The sequence below is a fragment of the Mesoflavibacter sp. CH_XMU1422-2 genome, assembly GCF_037029245.1.
GTDB classification, from domain to species: domain Bacteria; phylum Bacteroidota; class Bacteroidia; order Flavobacteriales; family Flavobacteriaceae; genus Mesoflavibacter; species Mesoflavibacter zeaxanthinifaciens.
In genome coordinates this window covers 135,273-152,228 of sequence record NZ_JAYMEE010000062.1, presented here as the reverse complement: position 1 = coordinate 152,228, position 16,956 = coordinate 135,273, and the positions used below count along the sequence as shown (strand labels likewise).

Annotated in this window: 16 protein-coding genes and 1 pseudogene; 9 read left to right on the top strand and 8 right to left on the bottom strand. The window is 30.9% G+C overall.

Going from position 1 to position 16,956, the window contains the following annotated elements:
• Nucleotides 1–18: 18 nt before the first annotated feature.
• Entirely contained in the window at nucleotides 19–1,311 is a 1,293-nt protein-coding gene (gene pabB / locus WA340_RS10025) for an aminodeoxychorismate synthase component I (RefSeq protein ID WP_106678092.1), read from the bottom strand.
• Nucleotides 1,312–1,388: 77 nt separating this feature from the next.
• On the opposite strand from pabB, the gene WA340_RS10020 reads away from it, so the two are divergent.
• Both WA340_RS10020 and WA340_RS10015 read left to right on the top strand, forming a co-directional pair.
• Nucleotides 1,389–2,279, top strand: coding sequence for an aldose 1-epimerase family protein (locus WA340_RS10020; RefSeq protein WP_336128844.1), 891 nt, complete (start codon nucleotides 1,389–1,391; stop codon nucleotides 2,277–2,279).
• A gap of 40 nt (nucleotides 2,280–2,319) precedes the next feature.
• On the top strand, nucleotides 2,320–3,675 hold the full coding sequence (locus tag WA340_RS10015; protein ID WP_336128843.1) for a DEAD/DEAH box helicase: 1,356 nt from the start codon (nucleotides 2,320–2,322) through the stop codon (nucleotides 3,673–3,675).
• A gap of 33 nt (nucleotides 3,676–3,708) precedes the next feature.
• Here WA340_RS10015 and WA340_RS10010 read toward each other — a convergent pair whose 3' ends face one another.
• Nucleotides 3,709–4,101 carry a MotA/TolQ/ExbB proton channel family protein gene (locus WA340_RS10010; RefSeq protein WP_027878823.1) on the bottom strand — a complete coding sequence of 131 codons (393 nt, stop codon included), beginning with the start codon at nucleotides 4,099–4,101 and terminating at the stop codon, nucleotides 3,709–3,711.
• A 190-nt stretch (nucleotides 4,102–4,291) separates the two neighbouring features.
• Between WA340_RS10010 and WA340_RS10005 the strand changes: the two genes are divergently transcribed.
• Complete coding sequence (locus WA340_RS10005; RefSeq protein WP_336128842.1) at nucleotides 4,292–5,362, top strand: sensor histidine kinase; 1,071 nt, start codon at nucleotides 4,292–4,294, stop codon at nucleotides 5,360–5,362.
• A complete protein-coding gene (locus WA340_RS10000; RefSeq protein ID WP_336128841.1) occupies nucleotides 5,355–6,065 on the top strand; it encodes a LytR/AlgR family response regulator transcription factor in 711 nt (236 codons plus the stop codon). Before WA340_RS10005 ends, WA340_RS10000 begins: the two co-directional genes overlap by 8 nt.
• A 3-nt stretch (nucleotides 6,066–6,068) precedes the next feature.
• Here WA340_RS10000 and WA340_RS09995 read toward each other — a convergent pair.
• The 4 genes and pseudogenes from WA340_RS09995 to WA340_RS09980 form a co-directional block, all read right to left on the bottom strand.
• Nucleotides 6,069–6,452, bottom strand: a pseudogene (locus tag WA340_RS09995) (DUF2721 domain-containing protein); the annotation flags it as partial.
• A gap of 99 nt (nucleotides 6,453–6,551) precedes the next feature.
• The gene (lpdA, locus tag WA340_RS09990) at nucleotides 6,552–7,952 is read right to left on the bottom strand and encodes a dihydrolipoyl dehydrogenase (protein WP_336128840.1); all 1,401 of its coding nucleotides are present in this window, start codon (nucleotides 7,950–7,952) and stop codon (nucleotides 6,552–6,554) included.
• 260 nt (nucleotides 7,953–8,212) lie between these two features.
• On the bottom strand, nucleotides 8,213–8,980 hold the full coding sequence (locus WA340_RS09985; protein WP_027878818.1) for a LuxR C-terminal-related transcriptional regulator: 768 nt from the start codon (nucleotides 8,978–8,980) through the stop codon (nucleotides 8,213–8,215).
• 45 nt (nucleotides 8,981–9,025) lie between these two features.
• Nucleotides 9,026–9,484 (bottom strand): Lrp/AsnC family transcriptional regulator, encoded by a 459-nt coding sequence (locus WA340_RS09980; protein WP_106678104.1) that lies wholly within the window; start codon nucleotides 9,482–9,484, stop codon nucleotides 9,026–9,028.
• Between the two features lie 157 nt (nucleotides 9,485–9,641).
• Here WA340_RS09980 and WA340_RS09975 point away from each other — a divergent pair, with 157 nt between their 5' ends.
• From WA340_RS09975 to WA340_RS09955, 5 genes are all read left to right on the top strand, one after another.
• The gene (locus WA340_RS09975; protein WP_223076894.1) at nucleotides 9,642–10,841 is read left to right on the top strand and encodes an aminotransferase class I/II-fold pyridoxal phosphate-dependent enzyme; all 1,200 of its coding nucleotides are present in this window, start codon (nucleotides 9,642–9,644) and stop codon (nucleotides 10,839–10,841) included.
• A gap of 250 nt (nucleotides 10,842–11,091) precedes the next feature.
• Nucleotides 11,092–12,558: a Na+/H+ antiporter NhaC gene (gene nhaC / locus WA340_RS09970; RefSeq protein ID WP_336128836.1), complete on the top strand. Its 1,467-nt coding sequence runs from the start codon at nucleotides 11,092–11,094 to the stop codon at nucleotides 12,556–12,558.
• A 140-nt stretch (nucleotides 12,559–12,698) separates the two neighbouring features.
• The gene (locus WA340_RS09965) at nucleotides 12,699–13,343 is read left to right on the top strand and encodes a peroxiredoxin (RefSeq protein ID WP_336128834.1); all 645 of its coding nucleotides are present in this window, start codon (nucleotides 12,699–12,701) and stop codon (nucleotides 13,341–13,343) included.
• Nucleotides 13,344–13,415: 72 nt separating this feature from the next.
• Complete coding sequence (locus tag WA340_RS09960; RefSeq protein WP_027878813.1) at nucleotides 13,416–13,724, top strand: thioredoxin family protein; 309 nt, start codon at nucleotides 13,416–13,418, stop codon at nucleotides 13,722–13,724.
• Between the two features lie 9 nt (nucleotides 13,725–13,733).
• The gene (locus WA340_RS09955) at nucleotides 13,734–13,991 is read left to right on the top strand and encodes a DUF6952 family protein (protein ID WP_106678114.1); all 258 of its coding nucleotides are present in this window, start codon (nucleotides 13,734–13,736) and stop codon (nucleotides 13,989–13,991) included.
• 26 nt (nucleotides 13,992–14,017) lie between these two features.
• Here WA340_RS09955 and WA340_RS09950 read toward each other — a convergent pair whose 3' ends face one another.
• A complete protein-coding gene (locus WA340_RS09950) occupies nucleotides 14,018–14,527 on the bottom strand; it encodes an ankyrin repeat domain-containing protein (protein WP_336128832.1) in 510 nt (169 codons plus the stop codon).
• A 21-nt stretch (nucleotides 14,528–14,548) separates the two neighbouring features.
• A complete protein-coding gene (katG, locus tag WA340_RS09945) occupies nucleotides 14,549–16,795 on the bottom strand; it encodes a catalase/peroxidase HPI (RefSeq protein WP_336129225.1) in 2,247 nt (748 codons plus the stop codon).
• Nucleotides 16,796–16,956 lie beyond the last annotated feature (161 nt).

The window sequence follows — 16,956 nt, the reverse complement described above, 5'->3', positions numbered from 1 at the left end:
AGTAATATTAAAATATTATTAATCCTCCAAAACTGTTCGCATAGCTTTGGCTTTAATCAAGCATTCTTCATACTCTTGTGTCGGATCACTTTTTGCTGTAATTGCGCCACCAACCGAGTAGCTTACGTACTTTTTAGATTGATTGTATAAAATGCTTCTTATCACTACATTAAAATCGAAATCGCCTTCTGGCGAAAAATAACCAACAGCACCAGAATATAATCCACGTTTTGTAGCCTCTAAATCTTCGATAATTTTCATTGCCGAAATTTTTGGTGCACCAGTCATACTTCCCATAGGGAAAGTGGTTTTAATCACATCTACAGGATGTACATCTTCCCTAACTTGAGACGTGACTGTAGATATCATTTGATGCACTTGCTCAAAAGTATACACTTTACATAATTCTTCTACTTTTACACTTCCTTTTTTGGCAGTTAAAGACAGATCGTTACGTACTAAATCTACAATCATAATATTCTCACTACGCTCTTTTGGGTTAGCTACCAAATCGTGTTTAAGCAAGCTATCTATCATAAAATCTTCATCACGTTTTGCTGTCCCTTTTATAGGTTGAGATATTACCTTTTGACCTTCTTTTTTTAAGTAACGTTCTGGTGAAGCACTTAATAAATACTTGTCATTTTGCTTTAAAAATGTAGCAAATGGTGGCGTAGAAATAGCGTTTAACTTATTGTAAATCTCTAACGGATTTATCGTTGTATTTTCAGCATAAAATTCTTGACAAAAATTAGCTTCGTAAATATCACCACGATGTATGTGAGCTAACATTTTTTCTAGCTTTTCAAAATATTCATCTTTATGAATACGAAGATGAATTTTAATTGGTGATTTATATGAAGGTTGTTCTACATTTTCAAAATTTGATATAGTTTCAAAATCAGTGTCCATTTCATCATCAACCATTTTTAAGTAGTGTAATTCAACCGAATTTCCTTTTAAAAAAAATAGTTTTTTAGGTTGAAAAAAATACAAATCTGGAAAATGTAATCCGTCAAAATTTTCTGATTTTAGAGGCTCAATATCATTTTTTAAATCGTAAGATAAATACCCAAAAATCCAATCGTTAGTCGTAGTTTGGTAATCTTTTAGTTTATCAAAAGCTTGATGAAAATCGGTTTGTAAACTAGTAAATGCATCTACTGCCAAAACCGCATCGTAATTAGAATACTGCTGTTTGTAATTATTACTGTCTAACCAAATAATATCTTCAAATTGGTTGCTCCAGTTTAACAAATGTTGTTTAAACTGTTGGACATTAGCAACTTTATATGTTTTATGTGTTCTCAAATAAAAAAATTGAAGTGTAAAGTTAAGCAGATTTAAGAAAAAAACGATTAATTTGACAGTAGTTTAAAACCATTATTATGTTTCAATTATCAAACGACTTATTAAACATCAAAGTAAAAGCTAAAGGTGCTGAGCTTTGTGAGATTTCTTCAGTTAAAAATAACCGCCAATTTATGTGGCATGCAGATCCAAAAGTTTGGGCTAGTTACGCACCAAATTTATTTCCAATAATTGGATCGATGAAAGACGATAGTTATGTTTTTAATGAGAAAACCTATCATATGCCAAAGCACGGTTTTGTTAGACATAATGAAGATATTAAACTTTTAGAACAAACCGAAAATAGCTTAACGTTTAGCTTGAAACAAAACAAACAGATAAGCAAATGGTTTCCGTTTGATTTTGAACTTTTATTAAAATATACCCTTACAGATAACACATTAACCTTAACTCATACAGTTAAAAATCTAAACGATTCTAATATGTATTTTTCAATTGGTGGTCATCCTGCGTTTAAATGTCCTTTTTATGATGAAGAGAATTACACTGATTATCATTTAGAATTTGAACATCCTGAAACTGCAAAAAGTTACTTACTAAATATGGATAACGGTCTTGTTACAGACCAGACAAAACCAGTTTTCAATACCAAAAATACCATTAATTTAAAACCAGATTTATTTAATGAAGATGCTTTAATTTTTAAAGATTTAAGCTCTAGAAAAGTAGCTTTAGTAAGTAAAAACCACGGAGAAATTTTAAATGTTAGTTTTCCTGATTTTAAATATTTAGGGATTTGGGCAAAACCAAATGCACCTTACGTGTGTATAGAACCTTGGTTGGGCATTGCGGATCATGAAAACACCAACCAAGATATCACAAAAAAGGAAGGTATTATTAAATTAGCAGCAAATAAAACATTTACAGCTAGCTACAGCATACAAATACATAACCAGCATTTAGAATAAACAAAATATAAGTAGTAGTTTTGTAGCCTAAATTATAGCTGTGACTTTTCAAGATTTAAAATTAAACACACCATTATACAATGCTATTGACGATTTAGGCTTTACGTCGCCTACGCCAATACAAGCAGAAGCTTTTAGTATTGTTGCAAGTGGTAAAGATGTGGTAGGAATTGCCCAAACAGGAACTGGTAAAACCTACGCCTACATGTTGCCTATCTTAAGAAATTTAAAATTTTCAAGACAGGATAATCCTCGTGTTTTAATTTTAGTTCCAACCAGAGAACTTGTAGTACAAGTGGTTGATGATATAGAAAAACTAGCCAAATACATCAATGTACGCGTGCTTGGTGTTTATGGTGGCACAAACATAAATACCCAAAAACAAGCTGTAGCACAAGGTTTAGATATTATTGTTGCTACACCAGGAAGATTATACGATTTAGCGGTTAGTAGAGCGTTACAGCTTAAATCTATCCAAAAATTAGTGATAGACGAAGTTGATGTGATGTTAGATTTAGGGTTTAGACATCAATTAATCAACATTTTTGATATACTTCCAGAACGTAGACAAAACATTATGTTTTCTGCAACAATGACGGAAGATGTAGACGACTTAATTACCGACTTTTTTATCGCTCCAGAACGTGTTTCGATTGCAGTTTCTGGTACGCCTTTAGAAAATATAGAACAAACTAAATACAGCGTCCCAAATTATCACACAAAAAAGAATCTTTTAATCGAACTTTTAAAAGACGAAGAACAGTACAACAAAGTCTTAGTTTTTGTATCTAATAAACGTATGGCAGATCGGCTTTTTGAAGATTTAGATGAATTTTTTAAAGAAGAATTATGTGTCATTCACTCTAACAAAACGCAAAATTACAGACTTCGTAGTATTGAGCAATTTAGAGAAGGTGTTAACCGAATTTTAGTTGCAACAGATGTTATGGCGCGTGGTTTAGATATTGATAATATTAGCCATGTTGTAAACTTTGATACGCCTGAATATCCAGAAAACTACATGCATCGTATTGGTAGAACTGGTCGTGCAGAACGCGAAGGACATGCTTTAGTATTTTCTACAGAAAAAGAACAAGACGCGTTAGAACGCATTGAGAAATTAATGCAAATGGAAATTAATTTAGTTGAAATACCTGAAACAGTTTCAATTTCTGAAGAATTAATTCCTGAAGAACGCGAAGTGATAAAAGAGCGTTACAATCCTACAAAACGAAGACTTGACGAAGATGCACCAGGACCTGCTTTTCATGAGAAAAAAGAAAAAAATAAAAAGGTTAATTTAGGTGGAAGTTACAAACGTGAAATCGCAAAAAAATATAAAAAACCTAAAACACGAGGTGATAAAAATTATAATAAGCGTAATAAGAAAAAATAAAAAAAGCCAATCGTAAAGATTGGCTTTTTAGCTTTACTTATTTGCAAGCCTTAAAATAAATATTCCTATTCTAGTTACAACAAAAGAAAACAATCCAAAAGTTGCAGTTAACAAAGATATTTTTAATCCGCCAGCAAATATAGATGGATCTGGATTACCCATTGCTTCTACACTATCAAATGCCTGAATAAGTCCTAAAACAGAACCTAAAAAACCTAAAACTAAAGCTAGCAAACTAGCATCAATAGCTAGTTTTAGCATTTTAAAAGTTTGCTCTTTGTTTGATTTTAATGCGATAAAACCTTTAATGATAAAGAATAGCGAAGTTAATAATGCCAATAGTATTAAAGACATAAAAAGCGGTCCGCCTTCATAAAAAAGATTGGCAACTAAAAATTGTTGATTTAAAATAGTTAGTAAAGTCATAATTTCATTTTTTGATTAAACCTGTTACAAACTTATTTTTAAATAGCTTAGGCTTTTACAAAATGCGATAAACAACCTAATTAGATATCGATTTAACAACATGTCAAATCACTTGCTAAATTGGTTATTGGTCTACAAAATTAAAACTCAAAAATTAAAAATTGTAATATTGTATATATTTTTTTAAGCATTGAAAACTCAAAAATTAATCAAATTATTACTTTTTAAAGCCACTAAACACATACTATTTTGGTCTGTTGTGCTTTTATTTTTTACTTATTTTTTTAGTGCTGGAAGTAAACATTTTAAAGATACTTTAATGTTTAGCACGTTTTTAATGCCAACTACTATAGCGACTACTTATGTATCTATTTACAAATTAATACCTGATTATTTAATAACAAAACGATATACAGCGTTTACGGTATATAGTGTTTACACTTTAATTATTTCGTTGTATTTAATTATGCTGTCCATATTTTTTAGTTTGATTTATTTATCAAATTTTGAATTTGATCAAATGAATCCAATTACCAGAAACATCATTTTAGTAACCTCTAGCGTATATCTTGTCGTTATCTTGGTAAGTGCATTTAAACTATTACAGCTAAACTTAAAATCGAACAAAAAAACAGCTTTATTAGAATCTAAAATTTTAGAAACTCAGCTAAAACTAAAAGAGCAAGAGCTTAATTATTTAAAAATGCAGATTCATCCACATTTTTTGTTTAACACACTAAATACAATGTATGGCGCTGCTTTAAAAAAGGCTGATGACACACCAAACATGATCTTAAAACTATCTAATCTTCTTGATTATTTATTATATCAAGTTGATAAACCGTTTGTGAGTTTAGAAGAAGAAATTAATCATATAGAAGATTATATAAGTCTTGAAAAAATGCGATTTAATGAAACTTTAAATGTGTCGTTTTCTAAAGATATACATACAAAATCTATAAGTATAGCGCCGATGCTTTTTATTCCTTTTGTTGAAAACAGTTTTAAACATGGGACTTTAAAAAATGGTGTTTTGCACATAGATTTATCTATAAAAACAACTTCAGAAATCATTATTTTTAAAATTTCTAATAGTAGTTTAAACAAGAAAAACCAAAATGAAGGTATTGGTTTACAAAACATTAAAAAACGTTTAGAATTGTTATATCCAAATCAATATCAATTAGATATTTTTCAAGAACCATCTAAATTTACAGTTAACTTACAGCTAAATATTAAATCTAAACTAACTAATGAGTAATCCTATTTCTTGTATAATTGTTGATGACGAAAATGTGGCTAGAGAGATCATAGCATCGCACTTATCTAGAATAGAAAATATTGAAGTTATCGCACAATGCAAAAATGCTATTGAAGCATTTAATTTTATAAATAACAATGCAGTAGATCTTATTTTTTTAGATATTAATATGCCTGAAATTTCTGGAATTGCATTTGCAAAATCAATAAATAAGAACATTAAAATAATATTTACTACTGCCTATCGTGATTATGCAGTAGAAGGTTTTAATCTTCAAGCTGTAGATTATTTATTAAAACCTATTTCTTTTGAAAGATTGTTGCAAGCTATAAATAGATATTTTGAAGTTAATACGCAACAAATTGAAACACAATCACAACCTTCAGAAACTAACGATTTTATTTTTGTTCGTTCAGATAGACGTATGTTAAAAATTACGTTTAAAGACATTATTTTTATAGAAAGTTTGAGTGATTATCTAAAAATTCATCTAAAAGATCAATCTATCATTACCCGAGAAACTATTAGTGCAATTGAAGCTAAACTTCCACAAAAAGATTTTTTAAGAATACACCGATCATACATTGTAAACTTAGCAAGTATTGAGTCGTTTACCAATGAAGAAATGATTGTAAACGGTAAGTGTTTAACTATTAGCAGAAGTTACAAAAAAGATGTTATCACTAAATTAGAACGTTTTTAACCTCTACTTTTTATCTGATAAATGATTTTCTATATCAGTTAAATGATGATTTAGCGCATCTACTGAAATTTTAATTTCTCTTATCAAAAAACCTAAGGATAAGATTAATAACAACAATGCAACTCCAAAAACCCAAACGGCTATATCATTTTGTTCTATGTAAACCAAAAACATAGTTAGTACACAAAGTAACAAACTAGAAATACCAAAAATCTGCATAGATCTTGTTAAGTATAACCGTTTTCTTAAGTTATTAATTTGAAGTAAAAGTGCTTCGTCTTGTTGTTGTAAAAACTTTTATTTTAAGTTTCTTACAACAGACGCATAAGCTAAAAATCTGTTAGTGTACGCCAGCATGATTAAGGATATTGCTGAAAATAATAAGGCTGGCGTTGTTAATGTTAGTTAATTCATACATTTTTAATTAAAAAAAGCGAGCTAAAAAGCTCGCTTTAATTTTATATAAATAGTCTTTTTAGTGTTTTACTATACATGTAAAGCTCTATCTTCTGTTGCTGCTAAAGCAGCTTCTTTTACAGCTTCTGCAAAAGTTGGATGCGCATGAGACATGCGCGATATATCTTCGGCAGATGCTCTAAATTCCATAGCAGTTACTGCTTCTGCAATTAAATCTGCACAACGTGCACCAATCATATGTACACCAAGTACTTCGTCTGTAGTTTCATCTGCAAGGATTTTTACAAATCCATCGATGTCTCCAGATGCTCTTGCACGACCTAAAGCTCTAAACGGGAATTGTCCTACTTTGTATTTAGTTCCTGCTTCTTTAAGTTCATCTTCTGTTTTACCTACTGCTGCAACTTCTGGCCAAGTGTAAACTACACCAGGAATTAAGTTATAGTCAATATGTGGTTTTTGTCCAGCTAAAGTTTCGGCAACAAAAACACCTTCTTCTTCAGCTTTATGCGCTAACATTGCTCCTTTTATAACATCTCCTATTGCGTAAATGTTACTTGCAGATGTTTGTAAATGTTCGTTTACTTCAACTTGTCCTCTATCGTTAAGTTTTACTCCTGCAGCTTCGGCGTTAAGTCCGTCTGTATAAGGACGACGACCAACAGACACTAAACAATAATCGCCTTTAAACTCTACAACTTCACCTTTTTTATTTTCTGCTTTTACAACAACTTCATCTCCGTTACGCTCTACAGATTGTACTTTGTGAGACACCATCATGTTGCATTTTGCTTTCTTAAAAACTTTATTAAGTTCTTTAGATAATCCTGCATCCATAGTTGGAAGGATACGATCCATATACTCTACAACTGTTACTTCTGCACCAAGACGTCTGTAAACTTGTCCAAGCTCTAAACCGATAACGCCACCACCAATAATAATTAGGTGTTTAGGCACTTCTTTAAGTTTTAAAGCTTCTGTAGAAGTAATAATTCTTTCTTTGTCAATGTTTATAAATGGTAAGCTAGAAGGTTTAGAGCCTGTAGCTATAATAGTGTTTTTAGCTTCAATTTCTTCTTCTTTTTCTCCTTTAATAGTTATGTGGGTTGCATCTTTAAAGCTTCCAACACCTTGATAAACATCAATTTTGTTTTTCTTCATTAAAAAGTCAATTCCACCAGTAGTTTGATCTACTACAGATTGCTTACGCGCAATCATTTTTTCTAGATTTACTTTAACTTCTCCAGGAATTTCGATACCATGATCTTCAAAGTGTTTTGTTGCCTCTTCATAATGATGAGAAGAGCTTAATAACGCTTTACTTGGTATACATCCTACGTTAAGACAAGTACCTCCTAAAGTTGAATATTTTTCGATTATTGCGGTTTTCATACCTAATTGTGCACAACGTATTGCGGCTACGTATCCACCAGGTCCAGAACCTATAATTGCTACATCGTATTGACTCATATGTGTTGATTTTTCGCTTTTGCGGAAATTAATTTTATTAAAAACTAATACAAAAATACGATTTTGAATGTAAACCTCTAAGTATAATTTTGAATAATTTGTCTAAGCTTTAGAAGAAACTCTATAACCTAAAAAAAGCCCATTGTTAAATCAAACAAGAGTTCTATATCTGATTTAAAACAGGCTTATATTTATTGATTAATAGCATTGTAAAATTGAGTATATCTTAAAGTTTGTGCAATACTCAATTTGAGTATTTTTTAAATTATATTATTTAATTTAATCATTGCTACTAGTTCTCCTGTAGATGAAAGTTTTAATTTTTTCAAGATATTTCTTCTGTGTGTATCTACTGTGTGAGAACTTATATTTAGACTTTCTGAAATTTCTTTACTTGTTTTATCTAATACTAAAAGCCTAATAATATCACGTTCTCTATTAGAAATTCCTTCTTTTAATAATTTTTGAGAAAAATTATTAAAATACACTGTTTCATATTCATTTTGATCATTTAAAAGCTTTGCTGTTGCTGTTATTTGCATATTTATTTTAGGATCTAAAACGGTATAATGTGCTAAACCTATAATGGGTTTCATTTCATTATCAAAATCTAAAGGTGTTGTGTTTTGCACTATATTTACATAGGTTCCTTTTTCGTTTTTAAAGCGATAATTCCAAGTATAATTTGCTTTATTTCTTTGTTTAATAGGTATTTCGGTTAAGGTAAAGTCCATTAAATGATGCATGGCAGAAAGCCATATTTCGACATCATCTGGATGAATACGGCTCCAAAAATAACGCATACCTTTAATCTTTAAATCGTTATCATCTAGCCCCAAACAGCTAGTAAAATTTTTACTTACATATTCAAAAGTTAAATCTTGTGTGTTTGTAACGCAAAAAAAAGTAGAACTGTAGGGTAAAAACTGATCTAATTCTATAATTTTCTTTATGTGAGTTTCTAAAGAAGGTTTTGCGTAAGAATCAAAAATTGTGCTATAAAGCTCTTTAATTTTAGAGTATTTCATAAGGGATAATAGCTAACATTTACACCACAATATAATTATTTTTATTTAAACCGAAATTGCTGTAGTATGTTTTACTTCACTGATAACAAACATACTATGTGTGCTACCAATATGTTTTATATTGGTTAATTTTTCTACCATAAATTTTCTAAACTCTTCCATATCTTTTACTGCTACTTTTAAAAGATAATCATAATCTCCGCTTATATGATAACACTCTATAACTTCGGTTAGTTTATTTACTTCTTTTTCAAACTGAATTACATATTCTTGCATATGTTGTATTAGTTTTATGTGGCAAAAAGTAACAAAAGACTTATCTATTTTCTCTTTATTTACTAAGACTACATATTTACTTATAACACCTTGGTTTTCTAATTTTTTTATACGCTCAAAAACTGCTGTAACAGATAAGTTTAATTGGTTTGCTAAAGCTTTATTGGTTTGTTTACTGTCGTTTTGTAAAAGTTGAAGTAATTTTTTGTCAATATCGTCAAATACCATAGTTGAAAAATTTTCTGTAAAACAAATTATTATATTTAAAACACAATACTAATTTTCTGTAAAATTATTAAAATTCAGTTTAATTTTCTAAAATACATTAACAATATTGTTTTAAATTCTAGTATTTATCAATTTTGATGTAATAAAACTTAAAACCATGTCTTTTAAACCAGCAAATAATATTCAGGACTTACAGTATTTTGGAGAATTTGGAGGTGTAAACCCTTCTATTTCAGACTCTTCAACTTATACTTTTTTATCAGCTAAAACCATGTTTGACACCTTTGAAGGTAACGCAGATGGTTGTTATTTATACTCACGCCATTCTTCTCCTTCCAATTTATATTTAGGTGAAGCTTTAGCCGCTATGGAAGGTACAGAAACTGCAAATGTAACAGCTTCTGGAATGGGTGCAATTACACCTGTAATTATGCAACTTTGTGGAGCTGGTGACCATGTGGTTTCTAGCAGAACTATTTATGGTGGTACTTATGCTTTTTTAAAAAATTTTGCTCCTAGATTAAGCATTACAACATCTTTTGTTGATATAACAAAATTAGATATTGTTGAAGCCGCAATTACAAAAAATACCAAAGTTTTGTATTGTGAAAGTGTTAGTAACCCTTTATTAGAAGTAGCAGACATAGAAGGGCTAGCTAATCTTGCAAAAAAACATAATTTAAAATTAGTAGTAGACAATACGTTTTCGCCTTTATCCATTTCACCTGCAAAATTAGGAGCAGATGTTGTAATACATAGTTTAACTAAATTTATTAATGGGTCTAGTGATACTGTTGGAGGTGTTGTTTGCGGCACACAAGACTTTATTAACGAATTAAGAAGTGTTAACGATGGTGCTTGTATGCTACTAGGTAGTACAATGGATAGTTTACGCGCTTCTTCTATTTTAAAAAACTTACGCACACTGCATATACGCATGCAACAACATAGTCATAATGCTAGTTACTTAGCAGAAAAATTTGAAAAATTAGGGCTAAAAACTGTATATCCTGGATTAACATCTCATCCTTCTCATCAATTATTTAAAAATATGATGAACAAACAGTATGGTTTTGGAGGCATGCTTACCATAGACGTTGGTAGCTTAGATAAGGCTAATGCTTTAATGGAATTAATGCAAGAAAAAAACTTAGGTTATTTAGCGGTTAGTTTAGGATTTTATAAAACCTTATTTTCTGCTCCAGGAACTTCTACATCTTCTGAAATACCTGAAGACGAACAAGAAGAAATGGGTTTAAGTGATGGATTAATTAGATTTTCTATTGGATTAGATGCCGATATAGAGCGTACATACAATATGATGAATCAATGTATGAAAGAAGTTGGTATACTGTAATACTAATTAGATACAACTATAACTAAAGTGATAAAACTAATCTTTATAAATAGCTAAATTATAATAGTTTAAAGACTAGTTTTATCACTTAAATTTTTAAAAATAACATTTATCAATCTATTAATACCTATACTTAAAACTTAAGTTTTAAATATCGTTTTAACAGATCTGTTAAGTTAACCTAAAAGATAATTTCAATTTGCATAGCTCTGTCTAAAATCGTAACATTACAATTGAAAACTAACTAAACATGCAAGACAACAACCTTTCTGATATTGAAATTAACGAGCAAAGAATTGTAAAAAATAAAGAACTAAACCTTTTAGAAGCCTTAATACCAGTAATCTGCCTAATGGCATTTCTTGCTTACAATATCTTTTTTGTTGATGATCAAGAATGGTTTGGTGCTTATACCAACCAAATTATATTACTAATTGGTGGTGGCATTGCTGCTATAGTAGGTGTATTTAACAAGGTATCTTTTAACTTAATGGTAAAAGAAATCTGGGAAAACTTAAAAAGTGTTTTTGTACCTATTCTTATCTTATTTTTAGTTGGTGCTTTAGCAGGAACATGGCTAGTAAGCGGCATTATACCTGCTATGGTATATTATGGTTTACAAGTTTTAAGCCCAGAAATTTTCTTGCCAGCTTCTGTAATTATTGCTGCTATAATTTCAATTGCTACAGGTAGTTCTTGGACAACTTCTGCTACAGTAGGTATTGCTTTAATTGGTATAGGTAGTGCGTTAGGTATACCAACAGGAATGATTGCTGGCGCTGTAATTTCTGGAGCTTATTTTGGAGATAAAATGTCGCCTTTAAGCGATACTACAAACCTTGCTCCTGCTATGGCTGGCACAGATTTATTTACACACATAAGATATATGTCTTTTACTACAGTACCTACTGTATTAGTGACAATTATTATATTTTCTATTTTAAGCGCAACTATAGACACAACTGGTAATGCAGATATAAGCAATCTTTTGTCAAGTATAAATAATACATTTAATATTACTCCGCTTCTATTTATTGTTCCTGTAGTAGTTATTGCTTTAATTTTAATGAAAACCAAACCTCTTATTGCATTATTAACAGGAGTTGTTCTTGCTGCAATATTTGCTTTTATTTTTCAACCTGAAATTTTAACAAGTTTATCAAATTCTAAATTTGCTGCAATTTTTAATTCTATTTTAACAGATACTCAAATCGCTACAGATAACGAAAAACTTAACGAACTATTCTCATCTGGAGGAATGAATGGTATGATATGGACCATTTTATTAATCTGTTGCGCAATGGTATTTGGTGGTATTATGGATGCAATTGGTGCTTTAGCCAGAATTACTAACGAGCTTTTAAAAATAGCAACAACCGTATTTGGTCTTTTTGCAAGTACTGTCTTTAGTTGTTTAGGTTTAAATGCAATTGCTTCAGACCAATACCTAGCAATTGTAATTCCTGGTAAAATGTTTAAAAAAGCATATCAAGACAAAAATTTAGCACCAGAAAATTTAAGTCGTACACTAGAAGACTCTGGTACAGTAACTTCTGTTTTAATTCCTTGGAACACTTGTGGCGCTTATCAAAGTGGCGTTCTTGGTGTTGGTGTTGCAGAGTATTTTTGGTTTGCTATTTTTAATTGGTTAAGCCCAATTACAACATTAATATTTGCTGCATTTTCTATCAAAATTAGACAACTTACCCATAAATAATTTGTAATAATTATAGTCTAAAGTCATTACAATAAATAAAACTTATTACTAAATAAATATTTAAAATTTCATTAATATTTTAAAAGTAATAACATGTTTATATTTGCGGCTTTAAAATTAATAATCAAAACAAATAAAACATGGCATTAGTAGGAAAACAATTTCCAGATTTAAATGTAGACGCAATGAACGAAATGGGTGATACATTCAAAATTAACGTTCTTGAAGAAGCAAAAAATAACAACAAAAAAGTATTATTATTTTGGTACCCAAAAGACTTTACTTTTGTATGCCCAACAGAATTACACGCGTTTCAAGCTGCTTTAGCTGAGTTTGAAAAAAGAAACACTATCGTAATTGGTGCTTCTTGTGATACTCCAGAAGTACACTTTGCATGGTTAAACACTCCAAAAGATAACGGTGGTATAGAAGGTGTAACATACCCAATCTTAGCAGATTCTAACCGTAACTTAGCTTCTACATTAGGCATTTTAGATATTACTAACGAAACTTACAACGAAGAAACTGGTGTTGTAACTGTAGAAGGAGATAACGTAACTTACAGAGCTACTTACATCATTGACGAAGAAGGTAACGTACAACACGAAAGCATTAACAACATGCCATTAGGTAGAAACGTTGGTGAATACTTAAGATTAATCGATGCGTTAACTCACGTACAAGAAAAAGGAGAAGTTTGTCCTGCAAACTGGGAAGAAGGTAAAGAAGCAATGAATGCTAACAGAGATGGCGTTGCTAGTTACTTAGCAACTCACGCAAACTAGAATAATCCCTTAATTTAAAAAACACCAAATTCTATATTTTAGAATTTGGTGTTTACACTAAAACTTTCAATTATGCTTAAAGAATTAGACCAAGATAACCTACAAGAGTTAGTAAATAGTAATGATACTGTAGTTGTACAATACTCTGCAACATGGTGTGGTAACTGTAGAATAATGAAGCCTAAAGTAAAAAAATTGGCTAGCGAGTTAGAAAATGTAACCTTTGTTATCGCTGACGCGGAAAAATTTCCTGAGTCAAGAAAATTAGCAACGGTAGATAACTTACCAACATTTGCAACATTTAAAAACGGAAACTTTGTTAATCAAGTACAAACTAACAAATTTGACGTTTTAAAAGATTTAGTTAACGAAGTTGCTTAATTATAAATTATGAAATTACCTGTAATAAAACACCTTACACAGTTTATAGAAGACAACGACGAAGATTACGTAGTTGAAACTATTGAAACATTAGAAGCCTTAACCGAAGTACCTTCATTAAAAGATGAAGAATTAGATGTTATTGGCGAGTTAATCTCTAATATGTATGGTGCTATTGAAGTCAATAAAATGATAAAAGATGGTACGCCTAAAAAAGAAGCGGTAAACAGCTTTATGCAACGCGTTTTAGGATCGATTGATAAATAAAAAACACTTCAAATGAAGTGTTTTTTTTATTCTAAGGTTTCAGCAATACTGTTGAAGCCTTTTTCTTTTGCATAATCTATTGCTTTTTTTCCTTCATTATCTACAATAGTTTTATCTGCCTCATATTTAAGCAAAAGTTTTACCATGTCTTCTTGATTATACATCGCTGCATAAATTAATGCAGTAATACCAGCATTATTTTTAGCATTTATATCTGCTTTATGCTGTAATAATTTTTCAGCAATAGCTGTATTTCCTTTAAATGAAACACCTATCAAAGCTGTATTACCAGAAGCATCTTTACCATTAACATCTGCGTTGTGCTCTAACAATATTTCGGCAATATTTTCTTTATTAAAATAAGTTGCAAAAATTAACGGTGTAAAACCTCTTTGATCTTTAATATTTACCAAATCTGGATTTCTGGTTAATTGTGCTTTTATATTGTCTTCATTACCAGATTGTATTGTAGCAAAAAATAATTCGTTTTCTGTCATTGCTGTATAAAATAAAAAGAGTGCTTGACAGGCAAGCATTCTTAAATTAAAATTGTTTGATTATTTTTTTAAATCGTATCGATCTAAATTCATCACTTTGGTCCAAGCTTTTACAAAATCTTTTACAAATTTTTCTTGTGCATCATTTGCACCATAAAATTCTGCTACAGCTCTTAATTCGGTGTTAGAACCAAAAATTAAATCGGCACGAGTTCCTTTAAATTTCAATTCTCCAGTACGTCTATCTCTACCTTCAAAATATCTGTCGTCTTCACTTGTAGCGCTCCATGTGTAAGTAAAATCTAAAATATTAGTAAAGAAATCGTTAGTCAATGTTTCTTTTTTATCGGTAAATACACCATAATCAGATCCATCATAGTTTGCACCCAAAACTCTTAATCCACCAACTAAAACAGTCATTTCTGGAACAGTAAGCGTTAAAAGATTAGCTTTATCTACTAATAAATCTTCTGCTGCAATTTGTAAATCAGATTTAATATAGTTTCTAAATCCATCTGCTATTGGCTGTAAATAGTTAAATCCTTCGATATCTGTTTGTTCTTGTGAAGCATCTCCTCTACCTTGTGCAAATGGCACTTCTATATTATGACCTGCTTTTTTGGCTGCTTGTTCAACACCAACATTTCCTGCAAGTACAATTAAGTCTGCTATTGAAACTTCTCCATCAAAATCGTTTTTTATACCTTCTAATTTTGATAAGACTTTTTCTAATTCTTTTGGATTGTTAACTTCCCAACTTCTTTGTGGCTCTAAACGAAGTCTTCCGCCATTAGCGCCACCTCGTTTATCCGATCCTCTAAACGTTGAAGCAGATGCCCAAGCAGTAGTTACCATTTGAGATATTGATAACCCAGAATCTAAAATCATTTCTTTTAATTTAGAAATATCGCCTTCAGAAAGTTTATAATTTACTTTAGGAATTGGATCTTGCCATAACAATTGTTCTTTTGGCACTTCTGGACCTAAATAACGATCTATTGGTCCCATATCTCTATGTGTAAGTTTGTACCATGCACGAGCAAAAGCATCTTCAAATGCTTTATGATCTTTATGAAATTTCTGAGAAATTTTTAAATATTCAGGATCTGTTTTTAAAGCAATATCTGCAGTGGTCATCATTAAATCTTGAGTTCCATTTGGATCACCAGCTTTTGGAGCTTTTCTTGCTTTAGAAGCTTCAGTTGGTTTCCATTGGTATGCCCCAGCAGGACTTTTGGTTAATTCCCAATCATAATTTAATAACACATCAAAATAATCGTGATCCCATTGCGTTGGATTTGGCGTCCAAGCACCTTCTATTCCACTAGTAATTGTATCGTCTAAAACTCCAGTACCAAATGTATTTTTCCAACCCGTACTCATTTCTTCAATAGAAGCTCCATGTGGTTCAACACCAACATATTTGCTAGGATCTGCTGCACCATGAGCTTTCCCAAATGTATGTCCACCAGCGATTAATGCAACAGTTTCTTCATCATCCATCGCCATACGACCAAAAGTTTCTCTAACATCTTTAGCAGAACCCATTGGATCTGGATTACCGTCTGGTCCTTCAGGGTTTACATAAATCCAACCCATCATTACTGCTGCTAAAGGATCTTCAAGATCTCTTTCTTCTACATTTTTACTATCGCCATAACGCGCTTCATTTGCGCCCCATTCTGTTTCACTTCCCCAATACACATCTTGTTCTGGTTCCCATATATCTTCTCTTCCTCCTGCAAATCCAAAGGTTTTAAAGCCCATTGACTCTAAAGCACAATTACCTGCAAGTATCATTAAATCTGCCCAAGATATTTTTCGTCCGTATTTTTTCTTTATAGGCCAAAGTAAAAGTCTTGCTTTGTCAAGGTTACCATTGTCTGGCCAACTATTAATTGGGGCAAATCTTTGGTTACCGCCACCAGCGCCACCACGTCCATCTCCTACTCTGTAAGTACCTGCACTATGCCAAGCCATTCTAATCATAAATCCACCGTAATGACCGTAATCTGCAGGCCACCAATCTTGAGAATCTGTCATTAAATCTATGACCTCTTGCTTTAATTTTGCAAAGTCAAGACTATTAAATTCTTTAGCATAGTCAAAATCATCGTCTAAAGGGTTTGAATTTGGCGCGTGCTGACGTAAAATATTTAATTTTAATTCGTTTGGCCACCAATCGCGGTTTTTTACTCCGCCACCAGCAGTTTTTTTGATAGTTCCGCTAAGAAAAGGACATTTTGCTGAACTTTCATTAATTTCGAAGTTCTCTCCATTAGGATTTTCATTAGAATTGCTTTTCATATTAATAGTTTTATAGTTTTTATAATATTTCATTAAAATTAACTATTAAATTTACAAAAAAATGATCAAAAAAATTGATTATCACTATTTAATTATAAGTTAAATTTATTTAATTTTACAAAACAATAATTTCAAATTATAACAATAAACAGTGTTTAAAA